Source organism: Nonomuraea bangladeshensis (assembly GCF_039529455.1).
GTDB classification, from domain to species: domain Bacteria; phylum Actinomycetota; class Actinomycetes; order Streptosporangiales; family Streptosporangiaceae; genus Nonomuraea; species Nonomuraea bangladeshensis.
This window is the reverse complement of record NZ_BAAAMV010000011.1, coordinates 59,482-81,122: the sequence shown is the minus strand read 5'-3', so window position 1 is coordinate 81,122 and position 21,641 is coordinate 59,482. Positions and strand designations below refer to the sequence as shown.

18 protein-coding genes are annotated in these 21,641 nt (G+C 74.4%); 9 read left to right on the top strand and 9 right to left on the bottom strand.

Features of this window, described 5'->3' with window-relative positions; all coding sequences use genetic code 11:
- Positions 1-86 precede the first annotated feature (86 nt).
- The 3 genes from ABD292_RS35485 to ABD292_RS35475 all read left to right on the top strand — a co-directional run bounded on the left by ABD292_RS35485 (position 87) and on the right by ABD292_RS35475 (position 2,515).
- On the top strand, positions 87-557 hold the full coding sequence (locus tag ABD292_RS35485; protein ID WP_344215222.1) for a CBS domain-containing protein: 471 nt from the start codon (positions 87-89) through the stop codon (positions 555-557).
- 14 nt (positions 558-571) lie between these two features.
- Positions 572-1,093, top strand: coding sequence for a flavodoxin family protein (locus tag ABD292_RS35480; RefSeq protein ID WP_344215220.1), 522 nt, complete (start codon positions 572-574; stop codon positions 1,091-1,093).
- Positions 1,094-1,375: 282 nt separating this feature from the next.
- A complete protein-coding gene (locus ABD292_RS35475) occupies positions 1,376-2,515 on the top strand; it encodes an esterase-like activity of phytase family protein (RefSeq protein WP_344215218.1) in 1,140 nt (379 codons plus the stop codon).
- A gap of 22 nt (positions 2,516-2,537) precedes the next feature.
- Here ABD292_RS35475 and ABD292_RS35470 read toward each other — a convergent pair whose 3' ends face one another.
- Positions 2,538-3,395 carry an SGNH/GDSL hydrolase family protein gene (locus ABD292_RS35470; RefSeq protein WP_344215216.1) on the bottom strand — a complete coding sequence of 286 codons (858 nt, stop codon included), beginning with the start codon at positions 3,393-3,395 and terminating at the stop codon, positions 2,538-2,540.
- Positions 3,396-3,629: 234 nt separating this feature from the next.
- Between ABD292_RS35470 and ABD292_RS35465 the strand changes: the two genes are divergently transcribed.
- The 4 genes from ABD292_RS35465 (at position 3,630) to ABD292_RS35450 (ending at position 7,481) form a co-directional block, all read left to right on the top strand.
- Positions 3,630-4,046, top strand: a complete 417-nt coding sequence (locus ABD292_RS35465) for an ATP-binding protein (protein WP_344215214.1) — start codon at positions 3,630-3,632, stop codon at positions 4,044-4,046.
- Positions 4,047-4,104: 58 nt separating this feature from the next.
- Positions 4,105-5,355, top strand: a complete 1,251-nt coding sequence (locus tag ABD292_RS35460; RefSeq protein WP_344215212.1) for a cytochrome P450 — start codon at positions 4,105-4,107, stop codon at positions 5,353-5,355.
- Between the two features lie 28 nt (positions 5,356-5,383).
- Complete coding sequence (locus ABD292_RS35455) at positions 5,384-5,842, top strand: MarR family winged helix-turn-helix transcriptional regulator (protein ID WP_344215210.1); 459 nt, start codon at positions 5,384-5,386, stop codon at positions 5,840-5,842.
- 67 nt (positions 5,843-5,909) lie between these two features.
- Positions 5,910-7,481, top strand: a complete 1,572-nt coding sequence (locus tag ABD292_RS35450) for an MFS transporter (RefSeq protein ID WP_344215208.1) — start codon at positions 5,910-5,912, stop codon at positions 7,479-7,481.
- Here ABD292_RS35450 and ABD292_RS35445 read toward each other — a convergent pair.
- From ABD292_RS35445 to ABD292_RS35435, 3 genes are all read right to left on the bottom strand, one after another.
- On the bottom strand, positions 7,466-9,304 hold the full coding sequence (locus ABD292_RS35445) for a serine hydrolase domain-containing protein (protein WP_344215206.1): 1,839 nt from the start codon (positions 9,302-9,304) through the stop codon (positions 7,466-7,468). The genes ABD292_RS35450 and ABD292_RS35445 overlap by 16 nt on opposite strands.
- Before the next feature lie 125 nt (positions 9,305-9,429).
- Positions 9,430-9,927, bottom strand: a complete 498-nt coding sequence (locus tag ABD292_RS35440) for a DUF305 domain-containing protein (RefSeq protein WP_344215204.1) — start codon at positions 9,925-9,927, stop codon at positions 9,430-9,432.
- A 32-nt stretch (positions 9,928-9,959) separates the two neighbouring features.
- Positions 9,960-10,856, bottom strand: a complete 897-nt coding sequence (locus tag ABD292_RS35435) for a hypothetical protein (protein ID WP_344215202.1) — start codon at positions 10,854-10,856, stop codon at positions 9,960-9,962.
- A gap of 172 nt (positions 10,857-11,028) precedes the next feature.
- Here ABD292_RS35435 and ABD292_RS35430 point away from each other — a divergent pair, with 172 nt between their 5' ends.
- Together ABD292_RS35430 and ABD292_RS35425 are read left to right on the top strand one after the other, a co-directional pair.
- A complete protein-coding gene (locus ABD292_RS35430) occupies positions 11,029-13,077 on the top strand; it encodes a hydantoinase/oxoprolinase family protein (RefSeq protein WP_344215200.1) in 2,049 nt (682 codons plus the stop codon).
- Positions 13,074-14,768 (top strand): hydantoinase B/oxoprolinase family protein, encoded by a 1,695-nt coding sequence (locus tag ABD292_RS35425; RefSeq protein ID WP_344215198.1) that lies wholly within the window; start codon positions 13,074-13,076, stop codon positions 14,766-14,768. Before ABD292_RS35430 ends, ABD292_RS35425 begins: the two co-directional genes overlap by 4 nt.
- A gap of 166 nt (positions 14,769-14,934) precedes the next feature.
- On the opposite strand, the gene ABD292_RS35420 is transcribed toward ABD292_RS35425, so the two are convergent.
- Genes ABD292_RS35420 through ABD292_RS35400 form a run of 5 tightly spaced genes read right to left on the bottom strand, consistent with a single transcriptional unit; the run spans position 14,935 to position 21,636 of the window.
- Positions 14,935-16,449 (bottom strand): PucR family transcriptional regulator, encoded by a 1,515-nt coding sequence (locus ABD292_RS35420; protein ID WP_344215196.1) that lies wholly within the window; start codon positions 16,447-16,449, stop codon positions 14,935-14,937.
- The gene (locus ABD292_RS35415) at positions 16,446-17,816 is read right to left on the bottom strand and encodes an S-methyl thiohydantoin desulfurase domain-containing protein (protein ID WP_344215194.1); all 1,371 of its coding nucleotides are present in this window, start codon (positions 17,814-17,816) and stop codon (positions 16,446-16,448) included. Before ABD292_RS35415 ends, ABD292_RS35420 begins: the two co-directional genes overlap by 4 nt.
- Positions 17,813-19,135 carry a hypothetical protein gene (locus tag ABD292_RS35410; RefSeq protein WP_344215192.1) on the bottom strand — a complete coding sequence of 441 codons (1,323 nt, stop codon included), beginning with the start codon at positions 19,133-19,135 and terminating at the stop codon, positions 17,813-17,815. Before ABD292_RS35410 ends, ABD292_RS35415 begins: the two co-directional genes overlap by 4 nt.
- Positions 19,136-20,125 carry an ABC transporter permease gene (locus ABD292_RS35405; protein ID WP_344215190.1) on the bottom strand — a complete coding sequence of 330 codons (990 nt, stop codon included), beginning with the start codon at positions 20,123-20,125 and terminating at the stop codon, positions 19,136-19,138.
- Positions 20,122-21,636, bottom strand: coding sequence for a sugar ABC transporter ATP-binding protein (locus tag ABD292_RS35400; RefSeq protein ID WP_344215188.1), 1,515 nt, complete (start codon positions 21,634-21,636; stop codon positions 20,122-20,124). The genes ABD292_RS35405 and ABD292_RS35400 overlap by 4 nt, the downstream gene beginning before the upstream one ends.
- Positions 21,637-21,641: the final 5 nt, after the last annotated feature.

Sequence of the window (21,641 nt, the reverse complement as noted above, 5' to 3'; positions counted from 1 at the left end):
ACCCCGATCCAGGGACTTCGTCCCCGGGTGCGGCCCGCCCCGTGACGCCACGATGAAAGGGGAAGGCGAGCCGCTGGAGGAGTGTCATGAGCGTCGAGACCCTGGTGGCCGAGCAGGTCATGAGCCGGATCCTGGTCGTCGTCAAGCCGGAGGAGTCGCCGCTGATGGCGTGGGAGCTGATGCGCCGCGCCGACGTGCACCATCTCCCCGTCGTGTCCGGCGGGCACCTGCTCGGGGTGCTGAGCCGCGAGGACCTCGCGGCCTCCTGGTCCGGCGGGCCGTGGGAGCAGTCGGGACGCCAGGTGGGCGCGGTGCTGACGGGCGAGCGCCGGCCGCGGGTGCGGCCCGGCACGCCGCTGCCACGGGTGGCGGCGATCCTGGCCGACTCCGGCTGTGACGCCTTGCCGGTGGTGGGGGAGCACGGGCTGGTCGGGCTCATCACCGCCTCCGACGTGGTCGCCGCCGTGGCGGGCCGCCGTACGCACCAGAAGGGCACGGCGGGCGAGGTGATGACCGGCATGTTCCACCTCGAACCGGTGCTTCCGCGGGAGAGCTGAGGGAGGAAGGGCGCATGTACGCGCTGGTGGTGTACGAGTCGATGTACGGCAACACGAAGGCGGTCGCCGAGTCGATCGCCGAAGGGCTGGCGGGCGCCATGCGGGCCGAGGTGGCCGAGGTCGCCACCGCCCCCGACGTGGTGGGCGCTGACGTGGGCCTGCTGGTCGTGGGCGGGCCGACGCACGCGTTCGGGCTGAGCAGGGTCTCGACCAGGCAGTCCGCCGCGGAGCAGGCCGAGGGCGGCCCGCTGGTCTCCGGGGGCCGCGGGGTGCGCGAGTGGCTGGCAGCGCTGCGCACCTCGTCGGCCGCCCTCGACGCGGCGGCCTTCGACACGCGGGTCGCCAGGCCGCGCATGCCGGGCTCGGCCGCGCAGGGCGTCGCGAGGCGGCTGCGCCGGGCCGGGGTACGGCTGGCCTGCCCGGCGCGCAGCTTCTACGTGGAGGGCACCCTGGGCCCGCTCGTCCCCGGCGAGCTGGACCGGGCCAGGGAATGGGGCGAGAGCCTGGCCCGCGCCCGCACCATATCGGCGGCGTAACCCGGCAGGCTCCGCGCGGCAAACTCCGCGCGGTCCGCGCGCCGGACCTCGGGCGGTCCGCGCGGTGGCCCTTGGGCGGTCCGCGCGTGGTCCGGTACGGCGGGCGGGCGCGCGGATTCCGTGCGGCGGCGAGGAGACTCGTCGCCGCACGGTTTTTTGTTTCTCGTGAAATGTCGCGAATTAAGGCCGTTCGCCGCTTCCACCTGCATGGACTTCCCGTCGGATTCGCGATTTCATTTCCCCGTCATCGCCAATTCTTGATGGGGGGAATAAATGGTTCGGATGCGACGGACAATGGCGGTCGCCGTCATTCTGGTGGTGGCGGCGGCGTTCTCGGCGCCGTCGGCGTCAGCGGCCGGACGACGCGAACCGGTGCGCGTCACCCGCTTCCTCGGCGAGCGGACCCTGCCGCATCTGACCCGCCTGGACGGCACGACGGTGGGCGGCCTGTCCGGCATCGACCACGACCCCCGCACCGGCACCTGGTACTTCATCTCCGACGACCGCTGGCGCTACAACCCCGCCCGCTTCTACACCGGCCGCCTGCACATCGACCGCGTCACGGGGGAGTTCCGCGGCGTACGGCTGACCGGCGTCACCACGCTCACCCGCGCCGACGGCACGCCCTACCCCGGCTACGGCAAGCCCGAGTCCGCCGACCCCGAGTCGATCAGGTTCGACCGCTGGAACGGCCGGCTGCTGTGGGGCGACGAGGGCGACCGGCCCGACGACCGCAACCCCGGCATCCCGCTCTCCCAGCCCGCCGTCCGCGCCATGGACCGGCAGGGCCGCCACCTCGGCGCGTTCCCGCTGCCGCGCGGCCTGCGGCTGACCCGCGCCGAACGCGGCCCGCGGCGCAACTTCGGCTTCGAGGGTCTCGCCGTCACGCCCCGCGTGGTCACCGCCGTCACCGAGGGCCCCCGCTACGAGGACGGCCCGCCGCCCACCGCCGAGAGCGGCGCGCCCGCCCGGGTCACCGTGTGGAGCCGCGACGGCAGGCCGCGCGGCCAGTACGTCTACCCGCTCGACGCGCTGCCCGCCGCGCCCGTCCCGCCGACCGGCGACGCCGACAGCGGCGTGTCGGAGATCCTGGCCGTGGACGACCTGCGCTACCTCGCGCTCGAACGGTCCTGGATCCAGGGCGTCGGCTACCGCGCCCGGCTGTACGAGTTCGACCTGCGCGGCGCGACCGACGTCCTTCGCCGGCGCTCCCTGGCCGACGGGCGGGCGTACCGGCCGGTGGTCAAGCGGCTCGTCCTCGATCTGGGCGAGGCGGCCCCGCAGGTCCAGAACTACGAGGGTCTGGCCTGGGGACCGCGGCTGGCGAACGGCGAGTGCACGCTGGTCGTCGGCTCCGACGACAACTTCAGCCAGGAGGAGGTCACCCGGTTCCTGGCGTTCGGGGCCACGGGCTGCCACTGAGCGCCCGTGGCCCCGTACTCGGTCAGGCGCCCGAGACGGCGGCGGTGACGACGGCGGCGAAGCCGCGCATGCCGAGCGCGTTCGGGTGGAAGGGGGTCGCGGCCGAGGCCGGCACGTACGGCTCGATCCAGCGGGTCCCCGGCGGGGTGCACGGGTCGTGGCCGACGCTCGGGGTCTGCAGGTCGATGAAGCCGACACCGGCCGCGGCGGCCTGCTCGGCGAGCATCTGGTTGAAGTACTGCAGGGTGGCGCGGATGTAGTTGGCGTCGGCCTTGATGATCGGGACGCGCGGATAGCAGCCGTTGGGCGGGGCGTACGTCGCATAACCGACCACGAAGATCCGGGCCTGCGGGGCGCGGGCGCGGATGTCGCCGGCGAGCTGGATCAGCTTGGGCCGCAGCGCGTCGGTCTTGACCCGCCAGCTGTCCTGGCCGTCGACGATGTAGTCGTCGTTGCAGGCGTCGCCGACGGGCGGCGGCAGCAGGTTGAGGCAGTCCTCGATGAAGCCGGTCAGGCCCACGTCGTTGGCGCCGATCTGCACGGTGACCAGCGTGGTGTCCGCGGTGACGGCGTTGAGCTGCGGCGCCACCGAGCCGAGGTCGGTGCTCTGCGACTGGTACATGTGCGTCGTCCTGGCGCCGGAGCAGGTGACGTCGCGCAGTGTGCGGGCGCCGATGGCCTGGGCCGTCAGGTGCGCGTAGTTGCGGGTGGAGCGCCAGCAGCCCAGCTCGGGCAGCACCTGGTCGGGGATGAGCGGGCCCGCCGCGGCCGAGTCGCCGAGCGCCACGTAGACGTCGTTCTGGGCGGCGGCGTGGGCGGGTGGGGAGACGGATAACAGCAGGGCGACGGCGGCGAGCATGGCGAGGACACGTCGGGACATGAGGGGACTCCTCGGGCGAGGGGGGTGAGTGGGGGGTGCCGAGTTTCCGATCGATGATGATGACCCGCGGCTCAACGATGATCCCCGAAGGTCATTCTGTGAATTGGACGCGGTAGTGAAACAGAGCTGTCAATTCCGGTACATCTCACCAACCCCTGCGGGCCTTGGTGCGACGAATCACAAGAAACTTGGACCAGTCCGCTTGAAAGCCGACGATGTGGGCACTGTGGCTGCGTGTCTTTCGTGCTCACATCGCTCCGTCCCGCCGAGGCCGTGCACACTCCGCTCGGCGAGGACCTGGCCCCGCTGCGCGAGCTGGTGCGCGCGTTCGCCGTACGGGCCGGGCTGGAGCGCTCACGTGCCGACCTGCTGGTGCTCGCGGTCAGCGAGGCGGCGGGGAACGTCCTGGAGCACGCCCGCGCCCCCGGCACCGTGAGCCTGCGCAGCGACGCCGACGGCGTCACGGTGCACGTCGCGGACGAGGCGGGCGCCCTCACCGCCGAGCACCTGCGCGCCGCGCCGCGCCGGCCCGGTCACGGCGGCCTCGGGCTGCGGATCATCCAGCGCGTGTGCGATCGGGTGCGGCTCGACCACCCCGGCGGCCGTACCCGGCTGGAGCTGTTCATGAGTCGCCGGCTGAGCGCGGCCTGACGGCCCGGATCACCCCGCCCGGCCGTTTCGGTCCCGCCGGAAAGGGAACCTGGGGGCGATGCCGCTCGACAACACCCCACTCATGCTCCTTGAAGGTTACGGCTGGCTCCCCGCACGCCGCCGCGAGGCCCCGGACGGCGTGGCCCGCACCCGCGTCTTGGGCCGCCGCGCGACCGGCCTGTGCGGCCCCGACGCCGCCCGCTTCCTCTACGACGAGGACCACGTGCTCCGCCACGGCGCCCTCCCCGGCCTCGTGCAGAGCACACTGTTCGGCCACGGGCCGGTCCACACCCTGGACGGCGCCGACCACCGGGTCCGCAAGGCGATGTTCCTGTCGCTCATGACGCCCGCGGGCATCGCCGACCTCCGCCGGCGCACCGCCGCCGCCTGGGACGAGGCCGCGGCCGGCTGGGCGGCCGGCGGCGAACCGGTCGTGCTCTTCGACGAGGCCGCCCGCGTGCTCGGCCGTGCCGTCACCGCCTGGGCCGGCGTCACGATGTCCCCCGGCGAGGCCGACGAGCTGGCCGACGACTGCGTGGCCATGGTGGACGGCTTCGCCACGCTCGGGCCGCGCCACTGGCGCGCCCGCCGGGCCCGCGACCGCCAGGAGGCCCGGCTGACGAAGCTGCTGGAGGACGTGCGGCGCGGCGCGATCCACGCGCCCACCGGCTCGGCGCTGGCCGCGGTCGCCCGGCACACGGACGCCCACGGCGAGCGCCTCGACCCGCACCTGGCCGCGGTGGAGCTGCTCAACTTCATCCGGCCCACGGTGGCCGTCTGCTGGTTCGTCGCGTACGCGGGCCACGCGCTGCACCGCTGGCCCGAGCACCGGGCGCGGCTGCGGACGGGTGACGAGGAGTTCGCCGAGGCATTCGCGCACGAGGTGCGGCGCTTCTACCCGTTCGCGCCGTTCGTCGGCGGGCGCGCTGCGCGCGACCTGACCTGGCGCGGCCACGAGATCCCCGAGGGCACGCTCGTGCTGCTCGACGTGTACGGCCAGAACCACGACCCGGACCTGTGGCCCGAGCCCTACTCCTTCCGCCCCGAACGTTTCCTCGGCCGCCCGATGGACCCCTTCGAGCTGATCCCGCAGGGCGGCGGCGACCCGCGCACCGGGCACCGCTGCCCCGGCGAGGACGTCACCGTCACGCTGCTGCGGGAGCTGGTGGTCCGGCTGGCGCGGCTCGACCACGACGTCCCGCTGCAGGATCTCGGCATCTCGCTGCGCCGGGTCCCCGCCCGCCCGGCGAGCGGCGTCGTGATCAGCGGCGTCCGCGCTCCCGTGCCGGCCGCCGCCTCCGGCGAATAGCTATGCTCGCATAGGTATTATGGAGGGCATGTCACCCTCCGCACCGGCCGCGCCGACGGCGAACGGGGTGGTGGAGGTCATCCCTCTGCTGCACCGCGCCCTCGACCGGCGCATCGAGCTGGACTTCCCGCACCCCAAACCGCCGGAGGTCCAGCTCGCCGCGTTGCGCCTGGTGCGGGAGCGGGACGGCATCACGGTCCGTGAGCTCGCCGAGGCCCTGCTCATGAAGACCAGCAACGCCAGCGCCATGATCACCCAGATGACGGCGGCCGGGCTGCTGCGCCGCGAGCGCGACCCGGCCGACCGGCGGGTGCTCCACCTGCACCTCACCGACGAGGCGCGGCGGCGTGTGGAGGAGGCCCACGACCTGTTCACCGGCTATGTGCTGCGCGCGTTCGGCTCGCTGGGCGAGGACGACAGGGCCGCCATCGCCGCCGCGCTGCCCGCTCTGCGCCGCCTGGCCGGCCTCATCCAGAAACCCTCCTGACCCCGCCGGGCCGCGCTCGACAAGGCCCGGTTGGAACGTTCCACGAAAGACAGGGACCAAGCCCCGCATGTCCGCACACCAGACCGGCACCGTCACCGCGCCCGCCCACAGCCCGCCGCCCCGGGGCGTGCGCGCCAACCCGTGGTGGAGTCTCGTCGCCGTCGCGTTCGGCCTGTTCATGGTCGGCCTCGACGGCTCCGTCGTGTCGATCGCCAACCCCGAGATCGGCAGGGACCTCGGCGCCACCACCGCCGACCTGCAGTGGGTCACCAACTCCTACCTGCTCGCCCTCGCCGCCGCGCTCATCCTGGGCGGCAAGCTCGGCGACCGCTACGGCCGCCGCACGTACTACCTGATCGGCGTGGCCGGGTTCACGCTCGCGTCGGTCGCGATCGGACTGTCCGGCTCCATCGCGGGCGTCATCGCCTTCCGCGCGCTGCAGGGCTTCTTCGGCGCGCTGCTCATGCCGAACACGCTGGGCACACTGCGCGCGGTGTTCCCGCCCCGCAGGTTCGGCATGGCCGTCGGCATCTGGGCCATGGTCTCCTCGGTCTCGACCGCGCTCGGCCCGATCGTGGGCGGGCTGCTCGTCCAGCACGTCTCCTGGGAGTCGGTCTTCTTCATCAACGCCCCCATCGGCCTGCTCGCCCTGGTCGTCTCGGCCCTCGTCCTGCCGCAGACCAGGACCTCCACCGGCCACCACCGCTTCGACGCGGGCGGCGTGCTGCTGCTCGCCGCCGGGCTGGTCGCCGTCGTCTTCGCCGTCGTCAAGGGCGAGACGTGGGGCTGGACCGACGCGAGGACGCTCGGCTGCGGCCTGGCCGGCCTGCTCGTGCTGACCCTCTTCTGCTGGTACGAGACCCGCCGCGAGCACCCGTTGCTGCCGATGCGGCTCTTCCGCAACCCGACGCTGACGATCGGCACCGTCATCACCGCGATCAACTTCTTCGCGCTGCTCGGCTCGATCTTCTACCTCATGCTCTACCTGCAGAACGTCCGCGGTCTCAGCCCCGTGCAGGCCGGCGTCCACACGCTGCCCCTGAGCGTCGCCTCCGTCGTGGCCGCGCCGCTCGGCGCCGCCGTCACCGGGCGCTTCGGCGCGCGGGTGTCGATGCCGCTCGGCATGCTGCTGCAGGCCGCCGCCGCCACCGGGCTGGCCCTGCTGTCGGCCGGCTCGTCCTACCACGCCATGTGGCCGCCGTTCGTCGCCTTCGGCCTCGGCGTCGGCATGGTCATGGCCGCCTCCTCCGAGGCCATCGTCGGCAACGCGCCCGTCAGGGACGGCGGCGTCGCGGGCGGCCTGCAGAGCACCGCGCTCCAGATCGGCGGCGCGCTCGGCACCTCGGTGCTGGTCTCGCTGATCGGCAGCCGGGTCTCCGGCACCCTCACCGGCGAGCTCGCCGCGGCCGGCGTCCCCGGCGCGGAGGGGTTCCGCGCGGCCGAGGACGCGGTCGCGATGGGGGTCGCCCCGGTGACGCCGGACATGCCCGCCCAGCTGCGGGCGTCCGTCACCGAGGGCGCGCACCAGGCGTTCATGAACGGCGTCCACACGGCCGCGCTCGTCACGGCGGTCGTCTGCGCCGGAGCCGCCGTGGTGGCCGCCCTCGGCGTCCGCCGGTCCTCCTACGGCCAGCCGTAGACCTTCTTGATCGCGGCGGCGATCTCGTTCACCAGGCCGGCGTCGCTGCCGTTGGCGAGGACGGCGAACCCCGCCCCGAGCTTCGGATAGCCCTGGAACAGCGAGCGGAAGCCGTAGTTCGAGCCGTCGTGGCTGTAGGAGAAGCCGTCGGTCCCCGCGCCCGCGAGGAACAGCCCGCGCCCCATGCCCGGCTGCGGGCCCTCCGACAGCAGCGTGCGCACCGACGCCCTGCTGAGCGGACCGGCGATGTCGCCGGAGGCGGTGTACGCCCGGTTGAGCCAGGACACCAGCCGGCACAGGTCGAGGACGTTCGTGTAGAGGCCGGCGGCGGCCGACTCCGGGTAGCGGTTGCGCTTGCCGGGGATCACGGCGCCGGCCGCGGTGTGGCCGGAGGCCAGCTCGAAGGCGGGCGTGAGGGCGTACGAGCTGGTCGTCATGCCGAGCGGCGCGAACACCTCCCTCTGCATGTAGTCCGCCAGCGTCCCGCCGGTCCGCTGCTCCAGCATGCGCTGCAGCAGCACGAAGCCCGCGCCGGAGTAGTGGTACTCGGCGCCGGGCGTGGTGGTCAGCTCGATCTTCGGCGAGTTGCCCTCGCCGTTCATGACCTGCAGCAGCGTCGGCACGGTGGCGTCGGGGCCGTAGCCGGCGAAGCCGCCGCCGCCGGAGGCGAACCCGGAGCAGGCGCCGGCCGGCGAGGTCGAGCCGCGCCCGACGACGCCGGCCCGGTGGGCGAGCAACCGGTCGATCGTCGGGGTGGCAGTGGAGGTCACGCAGTCGCGCTGCGGCAGCGTCCAGCCGAGGTGCGGGCGGACGTCGGCGCTCAGCGCCGGGCCGCCGGTCTGCGCGAGGCGCAGCACGCCGAGCGCCGTCACCGCCTTGCTGATCGAGGCGGCCTGGAACGCGCTCTCCGGATGGGCGGCCGCCGCGCCGCCCGCCTCCAGCCGGCCGTAGCCGGTGGACCAGGCGATCTTGTTGCCGACGACCACGGCGACCGTGACGCCCGGCGTGTGGTAGGCGCTCATGCGCTGCCAGAGCGTCGCGCCGCCGACCTTGTTCTCGACCTGGCGCACCTTGTCGGCGGGCAGCGCGGGCGCCTTGCCGCGGGTGCTCAGCACCCAGCCGCCGCCCGGCGCGAACGCCACGGTGTGCACCTGCCAGCCGCCGCCCGCGAGCGTCCCCATCCTGGTGAAGCAGGCGTCGGGGATGCCGCGCGCGAAGTACTCGTCCTGCGCGACCACCACCCAGCCGCCCGCCTTCGGGAAAGCGACCCGGGTCAGCTTGCGGCCGCCCTGGGTGAGGTTGCGCATCATCTGGTAGCACTCGTCGTCCACGCCCTTGGCGTAGAAGGCGTTCGCGGCGGTCACCACCCACCGGTCGCCGCCCGCGGGCGGGAACGCCACGTCCACGACCTGCTGCCCGGCGGCGTAGTAGGACTTGATCCGGTCCAGGCAGGCCGCCGGCAGGCCGCGCGCCGACACGCCCTTGTCGGTGGTGATCACCCAGCGGTCGCCGCCCTCCGGAGGGAAGGCCAGGCAGTGGATCCGCCGGCCCGCCTTGGACAGCGCCCCCAGCTCGGTGAAGCAGGCGTCGGGGATGCCCCGGGCGAAGTAGCGGCCGTCCTGGGTGACGACCACCCAGCCGCCTGACGGCGTGAACGCGAACGCCGTCACCCCGTACGGCGCCAGCTCGCCCAGCTTCGCGTGCGCCTCGGCGGTGACGCCCGCGTCGTAGAAGGGGTAGCTCGCCGCCAGCGCCGGGCTCGCGGACCCGGCGGCGGCCAGGCCGGCGGCGCCGGCCAGGGCGAGAAAACGTCTGCGTTCCATGCGGTTCACTCCTCACGTCGAGCCCCCGGGGCGAGGCGCGCGGACGATCTTACGACCGCGTGGCACAGACGTGGGAATCGTTGTCAGAAGGGGCCTCTCAGCCCAGGTGGCTCAGTCCAGGCGACTCAGTCCAGGTGACCGGCGATCTCGGCGATCTCCTCGGTCTGCGCCTTGACGATGCGGTCGGCCAGCTCGTGCGTCGGCCCGTGCACGCCGCCCGCCTTCACCTCCTCGGCCATGTGGATGCCGTGTTCGAGATGCTTGGACACCAGCGTCAGCCAGCCCCGGTCGAAGCCCGGCCCGGCCTTCAGCTCGGCGCCCGCCGTCGAGGTCTCCTCCTTCGGCACCGGCTGGTCCCAGGACGTGAGCCAGTCCGACATCGCCTTGATGTCGGCCTGCTCCTTCGGGATGAGCTCGGCGCCGAGTTCGCGTACGTACGCGCCGGAGCCGCGCTCGACGGCCAGCCCGGCGAGGTGGATCGTCTCGCGGTGATGGGTGATCATCTGCTGGTTGAAGCGCACGTCGGCCTGCGAGTAGCCCGGATCGGCGCCGGCCGCGGCGCACCCGGCCGCCGCCGTCAGCAGGGTCGTCAGCAGGGCCGCCGTGGTCATCCTGAAGCGCATGTAGGAGGGTACGCGGGCGGCGCCGCCCGGGTTCAGCCGAGTTTGGCGGCCAGCTCCGCGGCCAGGACCAGATCCTCGGCGATCAGCCCCGATGAGGTGAACAACGTCGGCGCGCCGGGCGGCGGCGTGCCCTCGCCGGTGAGCACGTGGTGCAGGTCGGTGTCGCAGCCGGGCATCCCCGCGTGCTCGCCCACCACGTACGGCCGCCGGCTCCCGGGCTCCGGCGTCCGGCCGCCGATCACGTTGACGTGCGACCCCGGCCTGGGAGCCGGTCCCGGGAACAGCGGGCCGGGCAGGCAGACGCACACGATGTCCGCCTCGGCCACGTCGTCAGGGTCGCCGGGGACGACCTTCGCGCCGTGCTCGGCGTCCAGCTCCTCGGCCAGGCGGCGGGCCCGGCGGGCGTCGGGGCCGACGACGCGCACCTCGTCGGGCTGGCGTACCGCGAGCATGGCCCGTACGTGTGCGCGGGCGTCGGCGCCTGTCCCGAGCACCACCAGCCGCCGGGCGTCGGCCTGGGCGAGGTGCCGGGTCGCGAGCGCGCTCACCGCCGCCGCGCGCAGGACGGCGAGCGCCCGCGCGTCGAGCAGCAGCCGCGGCCGCAGCTCGTCCGCGTCGAACACGACGAACACCGCCTCGAACACCGCATCGGACATTGGGTCGAACACCGCATCGGACACTGGGTCGTCACCGGGCTCTGGGGAGGGGAGGAGGCGGGACACGGGGGCGGCGGTCAGGCGGGCGGCGGCCCACCGGCCGCGCTCGCCCGCCGACAGCACCAGCTCGCCGCCCCCCAGCCCGGCGCGGGCGGCGGGCGCGTCGGGACCGGGAGGTCCCGCGCGGAAGGCCGCCTCCAGCGCCATCACCGCGTGTTCCATCGGCAACATGCGCCGGATCTGCTCGTCTCCCAGGTACGGCGGCCCGGCCACGCGCGTCTCCCCCCGTCTCGGCTCGGCTGCCGCGCCAGTCTGCCGCAGCCCCGCACCCCCCGACAGGGCCCCGGGCACGGTGAACCGCCGGGGGAGTGGTCGCCGCGCACACCCACGGCGACCGTGACCGGGCTACGGTCGCGTCACCGCCTTGCTAGAGAGGAGCTCGCTCATGAGCCGATACCGGGTCTCCATGGATATCGGCGGCACGTTCACCGACGTCATCGGGTACGACGAGACGACCGGCCGCTACCATGTCGGCAAGTCGTCCACCACGCCCGACGATCTGACGAGGGGTGTGCTGACCGCGCTGGAGTCCTTGGTGGACTCCCCCCGTGACATCTCGTTCACCGTGCACGGCACCACCCAGGGACTCAACGCCTTCCTCGAACGGCGCGGGGTCAAGGTGCTGCTGCTGGCCTCCAAGGGAGCGGGCGACACGTACCACATCGCCCGTGGCCCCCGCACTCGCCTGTACGACCTGCACTTCCGCAAGCCCGAGCCGCTGGTGCCGAAGCGCGACATCGTGGAGATCGGCGGCCGTTTCGACGCCGCTGGCGAGGAGCTGGAGCCGCTGGACGAGCAGGCGGTGCGCGAGGCCGCCCGCCGCTACCGCGAGGGCGGGTTCGGCGCGATCGCGGTGGCCTACCTGTTCAGCTACCTGGACCCGGCGCACGAGCTGCGCACCAGGGAGATCCTGCTGGAGGAGCTGGGCTCCGAGGTGACGGTGTCGCTGTCGCACGAGGCCGCCAAGGAGTGGCGCGAGTACGAGCGCACCTCCTCCGCCGTGGTCGAGGCGTACACGGGCCCGGTCGTGCGCCGCTACCTGGAGCGCCTTGAGGCGAACCTCAAGGAGCGCGGGCTCACCGTGCCGATGCACGTGATGCAGTCCTCCGGCGGCATCCTGACCGCGGAGTCGGCCCGCCGCCGCCCGCTGCAGACGCTGCTGTCCGGCCCCGTCGGCGGCGCCATGGGCGGCGTCGAGCTGGCCCGCGCGATCGGCCGGCCCAACCTCATCGGCGTGGACATGGGCGGCACCTCGTTCGACGTGTCGCTGGTCATCGACGGCCAGCCGGACATCTCGCCCGAGGCCAACATCGAGGGCCTGCCGATGCTCATGAGCGTCGTCAACATCCACACCATCGGCGCCGGCGGCGGCTCGGTGGCCTGGCTGGAGGCGGGCGGCCTGCGCGTCGGACCGCGTTCGGCCGGCGCGACCCCCGGCCCGGCCTGCTACGGCCGCGGCGGCACCGAGCCGACCGTGACCGACGCAAACCTCGTGCTCGGCCGCATCGACCCCGACTGGTTCGCCGGCGGCACGCTGGACCTCGACACCGAGGCGGCCCGCCGCGCGCTCGACACCGTCGGCCAGGGCCTCGGCCTGGACACCCTCGCCATCGCCGAGGGCGTCTGCGACGTCGCCAACGCCAAGATGGCCCAGGCCATCAGGACGATCACCGTCTCGCGGGGCATCGAGCCGCGCGAGTTCACGCTCGTCGCCTTCGGCGGCGCCGGTCCGATGCACGCCGTCTTCCTCGCCCGCGAGCTGGGCATCAAGGAGGTCGTGGTGCCGCGCTTCCCGGGCGCGTTCTCCGCCTGGGGCATGCTGCAGACCGACATCCGCAAGGACTTCTCCGACACCTACTTCCACCTCGACGCCGACCTCGACGGCGCGGACATGGCCGCCAGGCTGCGCGGCATGGCCGAGGAGGGCCTCGCCTCGCTGGCCGGCGAGGGCGTCCCGGAGGAGAACCGCCGCGTCGAGCACGCCGTGGACATCCGCTACGCGGCCCAGGAGTACACGCTCACCGTGCCGCTGTCCGACGCCGACGAGCCGGCCGCCGAGGGCTTCGTCGAGGTCATCGCCAAGCGTTTCGCCCAGCAGCACGAGACCCGCTACGGCCACGCCAACCTGGGCGCGCCCATCGAGTTCGTGACGCTGCGCACCACCGCCTTCGGCGACCTCGGCCGCGGCGCCGCCGAGCAGGTCGGGGAGGCGCAGGGGCCGGACTTCGCGCACGAGACGCGCGAGGTCGTCTTCGACGGGCAGGCCCGCCCGACCATCCTGGTGCGCCGTGAGGCGCTGTCCGCCGGCCACTCCTTCGAGGGTCCGGCGATCATCGTGGAGAGCACCGCCACCACGGTCGTCCCGCCCGGCTTCTCGGTGTCGGTCGACCCCATCGGCTCGCTGGTCGTTCGCAACACCGAGGAGGAGCAGTGACCACCCCCGCCCAGACCGCCGACGCCCAGACCGTCGACCCGGTCGTCGTCGAGATCATCCGCAACGCGCTCGCCGCCGCGGCCGACGACATGAACGCCACCCTCATCCGCTCGGCGTACACCCCCATCATCTACGAGTGCGGCGACTGCGTCGTGGCCCTGCTGGACGACCAGCACCAGGTCCTCGGCCAGTCCGCCGGCCTGCCGATCTTCCTGGGCAACCTGGAGACCTGCACCAAGGCCACCGAGGAGCAGTTCGGGCGGGAGGTGTGGCAGCCGGGCGACGTGTGGATCCTCAACGACAGCTACCTCGGCGGCACCCACCTCAACGACGTGACCATCTTCGGCCCCGTCTTCGTGGACGAGGAGCTGGTCGGCTTCACCGCCACCCGCGCCCACTGGATCGACGTCGGCTCCAAGGACCCCGGCGGCTCCATGGACTCGGTCAACATCTTCCAGGAGGGCCTGCGGCTCGCGCCGCAGAAGCTGGTCGAGGGCGGCGTGGACGTCCACGGCGCGATGAGCACGATCGCCACGAACGTGCGCTTCCCGTACCAGACCAGCGGCGACATGCACGCCATGATCGCCACGATCAAGATGGGCCAGGCGCGCCTGGAGGAGATCGTGCGCCGGTGGGGCCTGGACACCCTCCGCGCCGCCCGCGACGAGATCTTCGCCCAGACCGAGCGCCTGGAGCGCGAGGTCATCGCGGCCATCCCCGACGGCGTGTACGAGGCCGAGGGCTGCCTCGACAACGACGGCATCGACCTGGACACGACGATCCCGATCCGGCTGAAGATCACGGTGTCCGGCTCGGAGATCGACTTCGACGTCCGCGACTCCGCCGACCAGACCGTCGGCCCGGTCAACTGCGGCGTCTCGCAGACCGTCTCGGCCTGCCGGGTCGGCTACAAGCTGCTGGTCAGCCCCGACGTGCCCGGCAACGGCGGCTCGTTCCGCCCGATGACCGTCCAGGTCAGGGAGGGGTCGGTGTTCGGCGCGGTGGCGCCGGCTGCCTGCCAGTGGTACTTCTCGCACCTCGGCCTGCTCATCGACATGGTCGCCAAGGCGCTCGCCCCCGCCATGCCGGACAAGGTCGCCGGGGCCAGCCACGGCGACTCGATGATCGTCCTGCTGGCCGGCACGGACCCGCGCACCAAGCGCGACTACGTCAGCCTGGAGGCCACGCTCGGCGGCTGGGGCGCCTGGGACGGCTCCGACGGCGAGACCGCGCTGATCAACAACGTGAACGGCTCGCTCAAGGACATCCCGGTCGAGGTGTTCGAGACCCGCTACCCGTTCCGGATCAGCGAGTACGCCATCCGCCCCGACTCCGGCGGCGCCGGCCGCTTCCGCGGCGGCAACGGCGTGGTCCGCGAGTACACCGCGCTGCACGACTGCACGGTGTCGCTGTGGTTCGAGCGGTCGCTGACGCCCGCCTGGGGCCTGTTCGGCGGCCACGACGCCACCCCGCCGGAGATCATCATCAACCCGGGCAGGGAGGACGAGCGCCGCCTGCTGAAGTGCAACGGCATGAAGCTGAAGAAGGGCGACGTCATCCTCTGCAAGACCGGTGGTGGCGGCGGCTTCGGCGACCCGGCCGAGCGCGACGCCGAGGCGGTCCGGGCCGACGTGCTCGACGGCCAGGTCTCGGCCACGCGGGCCGGCGAGGTCTACTCCTTCTCCGCCTGACCAGCGGGGCGACGGCCGGCCTCCGGAGCATCGCGCTCCGGGGCCGGCCGTCGCCGTTCCTGCGCGCCGGGCTGTCGGCGGGTCCGCGCGCGGGTCTGCGCCGATCGGCAGGCGGTCCGCGCCCCGACCGACCGGCCTCTGCCGACGGGCCTGTCTGCCGGTCGGCCTACGGCTGCTGGGTTGTCGCCTGCTGGCCGTTCTGGAGCTCGGGCAGGAGCGCGTAGCAGGCCAGGTGGAGTGCGAGCCGCTGGTCGGGGTGGTCGAAGTCGACGCCCCGGGCGCGGATGCGCTCCACGCGGCCGAGCACCGTGTTGCGGTGCAGGCCGAGGCGCGCCGCCGCGCGCCCGGTCGAGCCGCCGCAGTCGAGCACCGCGGCCAGCGTCACCACCAGCACCGGCCCGTCCGGCGCGGCCAGCAGGTCGGCCAGCACCAGCCGCGCCGACGCGGCCAGCTCCGCCTGGCCCAGCGTGCCGAGCAGCGCCCGGTAGCCGAGCTCGTCGAACGTGCGCACCTCGCCGTGCCCGAGCCGGACCGTCGCGCCAGCGGCCAGCACCGCCTGCTCCAGCGAGGCGCGTAGCCCCTCGCCGCCCTCGGCGGCCCGGCCCACGCCCGCGCTGAGCGGCACCGGCACGCGCATCCTGGCCAGGTGCCTGCGCAGCGCCGCCGCGACCTGGCCGGACTCGATCTCCGGCTCGGTCCACCAGCTCGCCCAGCCGTCCTGCCACGGGGCGAGCGGCAGGTCGGGCAGCACCTCCTGCCAGGCCGACACCACGCCCGGCGACAGGCCGGCGCCCTCCAGCGCGGGATCGGTACGCAGGAACACCGCCACGTGCCGCCCCTCCAGCCGCCAGCCCGGCAGGTCCACACCAGGCTCGGCCTCCACCGCGTGCCCCGGCCGGGCGAACAGCGCCGTCAGCGCGGCCCGCGCCTGCTCGGCGCCGTAGACGGCGCTCACCCGCTCCCGCGCCACCGACGTCGTGAGCGGGGCGCGCGCCAGGCGCAGGATCAGCCGTACGCTCTCCGCCCAGGCCGGGGCCGGGGGAGCGGCCAGGCCGGCGACGAGATCGGCCCAGCGGCGGCCGTCCGGGCCGGGGACCTCCACCCGCACCTGGTGCTCGGCCCGCGCCGCCGCCGACTGCCCGGCCAGCAGGTGGCCGTCCGGCAGCAGCAGCGCCGCCGTCACGCCGGGCACCTCCGCGTTGATCACGCCGAGGATCCCGCGCGGGCTGCTGCGCTCGGCGAACAGCTCCGCGCAGCGGGCCGCGAGCCGGGCCCGCGCCGCCTCGGGGCTGGCGACCACGGCGGCCAGCTCCAGCGCGTACGCGGCCGGGTCCTCGCCCACCGCGAACACCGGCAGCCGCATCCGCGTGGCGAGCTGCGCCGTCGCCGACGTCGGCCCCGCCTCGGCCGGGCTGACCAGGCAGGACGCGCTGCGCTCCCACGCCAGGCGGAGCGCCGACTCCACCATCCAGGCGCCGTGGCCGAGCGTGGCCGACAGCACGACGACCGTTCCCGGTCCGTGCGAGCGGATCTGGTCCAGCTCCGACACCAGCGCCACGCGGGACACCCGCCGGCCGAGGTCCTCGCGGACCAGCATCTGGGCGCGGCCCAGCGGGCCGTACCTGACCAGCTCGTCCACGGTGAGCTGCTCGGCGACGCGCGGGGCGCGTACGCTGCTCATCGGCTCGCCTCCTTCGGGTGCCGCAGCGGGAAGCCGAACGCGCCGGGGCCGCCGAGCGCCAGGCCGGGGATCGTGTGCCAGAGCGGCGCGGCGGGCACGACCAGCACGTCCACCAGGTCGCCCGCGGTCAGCCTGCCGGGCCCGGTCATGCGCAGCGTGCCCCGGTCCAGCAGGCACAGCAGGTCGGGCACGGCCGCCGCCAGCGAGCCGTCCGACAGCGCGAGGATCAGCTCGTTGTGCGCCTCGATGCGGATCAGGCGGCCGCTGTCGTGGTCGTGCACGGCCAGGCCCACCGGGTTGCCGGGGAAGAGCGCGGCGGCCTGGCGCACCGAGGGCCCGATCTCGACCAGCCGCCCGCCGCCGAGCACGCTCGCGCCGGTGACGGCGGTCAGCTCGGCCAGCAGCCGCTCGTGCGGCGCCACGACCCCCCGCTGCCCCGGCCCGCCCTCCTGGAACGCCCCCGCCTCCCAGGTCTCCCAGGGCGGGCCGGGCGGCTGGGGTGGGTCGCCGGTCCAGCCGGGGCGGCCGGGCTGGTGGGGTGGGCCGTCGGTCCAGCCGGGGCGGCCGGGTGGATGGGCCGGGCCGTCGGTCCAGCCGGGGCGGCCGGGTGGATGGGCCGGGCCGTCGGTCCAGCCGGGGCGGCCGGGTGGATGGGCCGGGCCGCCGGTCCACGCAGGGCCGCCGGTCCAGGCGGGGCGGCCGGGGGCGTGGGCGAGCAGGACGCGGCCGACCTCCAGCACCCGGCTCATCGAGCCCGGGATCGCCGCCCCCGCCAGCTCGCCCACCCGCGTCGGGTAGAGCGCGCACAGCAGCCACCCGCCGGCGCTCTGCGCGACGACCCGCGCCAGCCGCTCGGCCCGCGCCGACCCGGTCTCCAGCAGCAGCGAGTCGTCGCCCGCGCTGACCGCCGCCATGGGCGCCAGCGACAGCCCGGCCAGCTCGAACGTCGTCTGGTGGATGAGCGGGAACACCCGCCCCATGCCGTCGCAGTCGATGAGCGGCAGCCCGAGCAGCGCCGCCGCCGCCACCGGGAACAGCGCGTTGACGCTGGCGGCGTTGAGCGGCAGCACCGCGCCGAGCGGCCCGCACCGGCCCTCCAGGCTGCGCGCCAGCGCCTCGGGCTCGGCGCCGGAGGGCGGCAGCTCGGCCATGGCGGTGGTGGAGCCCATGCCGCCGATGGCGGCGCAGACGGTGCCGGGGTCGAGGTCGCCGGCCGCGACCAGGCGTACGGGACCGGTGTGGGCCAGGATGTCGCCGAGCCAGACGCCGGCGAAGTCGATGCCCTCGCCCGCCGCGCTGGTGGAGAAGAACTCCGCCCCGGCGAGCAGCGCGGGCACGTCGGCGGCGGTGATCAGCCGCTCGCTCACGTCTCCTCGCCCGCCTCGCCGCCCGCGCGGACCATCAGCCGGTAGGAGCCGCTGCGCAGGAACGACATCGACACCGCCCGCGAGCTGACCACACGCTCGCTGCCGAGCCGGGCGCCGCTCTCGGCGACCAGCGTCAGGGCGCGCTGCTCGGCGATGCCGCGCTGGCGGTCGAGCTCCTCGCGCGACTCGGCGTAGACGACGGTGTCGAGCCAGGCCGTCGGCTCGGTGCAGGCCGCGCCGATGGCCGCGAGCTCGCCGCCGGGCAGCACCAGCCGCCCCGGGGCGGGCAGCCGGGCGGCGACGGCCCTGGCTCGTACGGCCGCCTCGCCGGTGGAGCCGGCGGCCACCACCGCCTGGTCGGGTTCGTGCTCGGCCAGCAGGGCGAACGCCGCGGCCGAGGCGGCGGGTGAGCCGGGGATGCGGGTCAGCGACGCGGTCGGCACGGCCATCCGCACCCCGCCGGGCCCCGGCCGGTCGACGGTCACCTCGGGCAGGCCGCCCGTGACGTGGCCCACGGCGAGCGCGTCCGGCAGGGCCAGCCCCACCAGCGCGTCCCCGGCCCCGGCCAGCCAGGCGGCACCGGTCAGCGCCGCCGCCTCCGACGCGGCCAGCGCGAGCACCGGCAGCAGCCGCAGCCGTTCGGCCGAGATGCGCCCGCCGTCGCCGGCCGCGAACCAGGTGGACACCTGCGGCCCGACCAGCTCGCCCACCCGTACGCACCGCTCGGCCAGCTCGGCGGCCCGCGCCAGCAGCGCCGCGTTGATGACGGTGGCGGCCTCCCTGTCGAGCAGCCCCAGCCCGCCCACCTGGTGGGACAGCGACACCCGCGCCTCGGGGCGGGTGTCGTGGACCAGCTCGGCGGCGGCCAGCTCGTGGTCGGCGCAGCCGGGCGCGCCGCTCGCGGTCACCGCGAGCGCGGGGATGTCGCGGGCCGCGGCGGCCTCGGCGAGGACGGCGTAGATGTCGAGCGGCGCCAGCTCGACGCCGAACAGGTCGTGCCCGCCGATCACCGCGCCCCGCCGCGCCTGCAGGGACCGCAGCAGCGGGGAAGGGTGACCGGAGCCGAGCCCGCCCGTGGGCAGCCGGGGCACCACGCGCACGGCCGCGACCGGCGTGCCGGCCAGGGCGGGATCGAGCTCGGCGGAGACGTCCCAGGTGACGGAGCCGACGCGAACGCCGTTCGCGAGGCCGCGCAGCATCCGGGCGAGGACCCGCTCGCTCGCGTTGGGACCGGTGGCGTGGCGGGTCTCGCCGTCGCCGACGAGTGCGGCGTGCGCGCGCCCCGCACCCAGCAGGATCCCGATCCGCGCGCCCTCCACCTAGCTCCTTCGGCCTCGCAGCAGCCGGTCGAGGCTCACCGCGCCGAGGATGAGCGCACCCTGTACGACCTGCTGATATATCGTATCCCAGCCCAGCAGGTTGAACCCGTTGCCGATCAGCGTGATGAGCAGGACGCCGATCAGGCCGCGCCAGATCGCGCCCTCGCCGCCCATGACGCTGGTGCCGCCCACGACGGCCGCGGCGATGGCGGTCATCTCCATGCCGGTGGCGAGGCTCGCCTGCGCCGACCCGCCCCGGGCGGCCAGGATGAGCCCGCCGAGGGCTGCGCACACGCCGCTGATGGCGAACACCGCCACCTTGATCTGCCCGACCCTGATGCCGGACAGCCGGGCGGCCTCCTCGTTGCCGCCGATCGCGTACACGCGGCGGCCGAACGTGGTGCGGGCCAGCAGGATCCAGCAGACCGCGACCACGGCGAGGAACAGCAGCGACGCCGCGGTCACCCCGCCGAGCACGGTCGGCCAGCTCAGCGCCTGGAAGGCGGTGGCCCGGTCCTCGGCCGGGTAGACGATCGCGCCGGCCGTGAGGATCACCGCCACGCCCCGGTAGATGATGCTGAGCGCCAGCGTCGCGATGAACGAGTGCACCTTGATCCGGACGACCACGATGCCGTTGATCATGCCGAGCAGCGCGCCGGCCAGCACGCCGGCGATCATGCCGGGGCCGACCCCGGCCACGTTCGTGACCGCGACGGCGACGATCGCCGACAGGGCCAGCACCGCGGTGATCGACAGGTCGAACGACCCCGAGATGATCACCAGGGTGGCGGCGGTGGCCAGCAGCCCCACCACGGCGGCCTGGTCGAGCAGGTTGACCAGGTTGCCCGTGGTGAGGAACGTCGAGGTGCTGACCGACAGCACCACGATGATGAGGACCACGCCGAGCACGATCCCCAGGTCGCGCAGCCGGGCCGAGCGGCCGGGCGCGGCTTTCACGTCCGCCTTGACGTCCGCGGTGGTGGCGGTCATCGGTTCTCCTCAGGAAGTTCGGTGTCGGGGGTGTCGGCGAAGGCCAGCGCGACGACCTGCTCGGGGGTGGCCCGGCCGCGCGCGAACTCCCCGACGAAGCGGCCGTGCCGCATGACGAGCACCCGGTGCGCCAGGCCCAGCACCTCCTCGACCTCGGAGGAGACCACCAGCACCGCCATGCCCTCGGCGGCCAGCTCGACCAGGAGCTGGTGGATCTGGCCCTTGGCGCCCACGTCCACGCCGCGGGTCGGCTCGTCCACCATCAGGACCTTGGGCCGGTCCATGAGCCACTTGCCGAACAGCACCTTCTGCTGGTTGCCGCCCGACAGCGTCCACACGGGGCCGCCCAGGTCGGAGCCGCGCACGTCGAGCCCGCCGAGCATGGCGCCGGCGGCCTCGCGCTCGGCCCCGCCCCTGACGAACCCGGCCCGCTGCCGGCTGCCGAGGCTGGCGAGCGCCACGTTCTCGCGGACCGGGCGGCCGAGCACGAGGCCCTGGTCCTTGCGGGACTCCGGCACCATGGCGAGCCCGGCCTTCATCGCGCGGGCGGGGGAGCCCGCGGGGACGGTCTGACCGGCCACCTCGACCACGCCCGCGTCGGGCGCGTCCGCGCCGAAGATCGCGCGCAGCGTCTCGGAGCGGCCGCTGCCGACCAGGCCGGCGATGCCGACGATCTCGCCCGCGCGGATGTCCAGCGACACGTCGCGCACGGCGGTGCCGCGGCGCAGGCCGCGGGCGCTGAGCAGCACCGGCGCGTCCTCGGGCACCGGCCGCGGCTCGGGGTAGAGCAGCTCGACGGGGCGGCCCACCATGTCGCCGACCAGGCTCTGCGGCGTCTGCTCGGCAGCGGGGCCGGTCTTGATGTGCCGGCCGTCGCGCAGCACGGTGACGTCGTCGCAGACCGACAGCACCTCATCGAGGAAGTGCGAGATGAGCACCACGGCCGCGCCGTCGGCCGCGAGGCGCCTGATGACCTCCAGCAGGCGCTCGGTCTCGTTCTGGGTCAGCAGCGCGGTCGGCTCGTCCATGCCGATGACCGACGCGCCCGAGGCCAGCGCGCGCAGCACCTCGACCTGCTGCTGCGCGGCGATCGGCAGGTCCCTGACCAGCGCGGACGGGTCCAGCTCGAACCCGGTCCGCTCGGTCAGCTCGGCGAAGCGCCGCCGGTCGGCGCGGCGGTCGCGCCAGCCGAACCGGTTGCGCCACCGGCCGAGATACACGTTGTCCAGCACGGTCATGGCCGGCACCAGGGCCAGCTCCTGCGAGATGAGCGTGAACCCGTGCCGCAGCGCGTCCCTGGGCGAGCCGACCGTGATGGGCCGGCCGTCCAGCAGGATGCGGCCGGTGTCCGGGGCCACCGCCCCGCACACCGCCTTGAGCAGCGTGGACTTGCCCGCGCCGTTCTCGCCGAGCAGGCCGTGCACCCGGCCGCCGTGCAGGGTGAACGACACGTCCCGCAGGACGGGCACGCCGCCGTAGGACTTGCCGAACCCCTCAAGGTCGATCCTCACCGGCG

What these genes read in the sequence shown, in the direction of transcription:
- ABD292_RS35440 (WP_344215204.1), bottom strand. Translation starts at nt 9,927, where the DNA reads ATGCGCTTCAGGATGACCACGGCGGCCCTGCTGACGACCCTGCTGACG.
- ABD292_RS35455 (WP_344215210.1), top strand. Translation starts at nt 5,384, where the DNA reads ATGTCACCCTCCGCACCGGCCGCGCCGACGGCGAACGGGGTGGTGGAG.
- ABD292_RS35475 (WP_344215218.1), top strand. Translation starts at nt 1,376, where the DNA reads ATGCGACGGACAATGGCGGTCGCCGTCATTCTGGTGGTGGCGGCGGCG.
- ABD292_RS35420 (WP_344215196.1), bottom strand. Translation starts at nt 16,449, where the DNA reads ATGAGCAGCGTACGCGCCCCGCGCGTCGCCGAGCAGCTCACCGTGGAC.
- ABD292_RS35445 (WP_344215206.1), bottom strand. Translation starts at nt 9,304, where the DNA reads ATGGAACGCAGACGTTTTCTCGCCCTGGCCGGCGCCGCCGGCCTGGCC.
- ABD292_RS35460 (WP_344215212.1), top strand. Translation starts at nt 4,105, where the DNA reads ATGCCGCTCGACAACACCCCACTCATGCTCCTTGAAGGTTACGGCTGG.
- ABD292_RS35430 (WP_344215200.1), top strand. Translation starts at nt 11,029, where the DNA reads ATGAGCCGATACCGGGTCTCCATGGATATCGGCGGCACGTTCACCGAC.
- ABD292_RS35470 (WP_344215216.1), bottom strand. Translation starts at nt 3,395, where the DNA reads ATGTCCCGACGTGTCCTCGCCATGCTCGCCGCCGTCGCCCTGCTGTTA.
- ABD292_RS35485 (WP_344215222.1), top strand. Translation starts at nt 87, where the DNA reads ATGAGCGTCGAGACCCTGGTGGCCGAGCAGGTCATGAGCCGGATCCTG.
- ABD292_RS35480 (WP_344215220.1), top strand. Translation starts at nt 572, where the DNA reads ATGTACGCGCTGGTGGTGTACGAGTCGATGTACGGCAACACGAAGGCG.
- ABD292_RS35450 (WP_344215208.1), top strand. Translation starts at nt 5,910, where the DNA reads ATGTCCGCACACCAGACCGGCACCGTCACCGCGCCCGCCCACAGCCCG.
- ABD292_RS35405 (WP_344215190.1), bottom strand. Translation starts at nt 20,125, where the DNA reads ATGACCGCCACCACCGCGGACGTCAAGGCGGACGTGAAAGCCGCGCCC.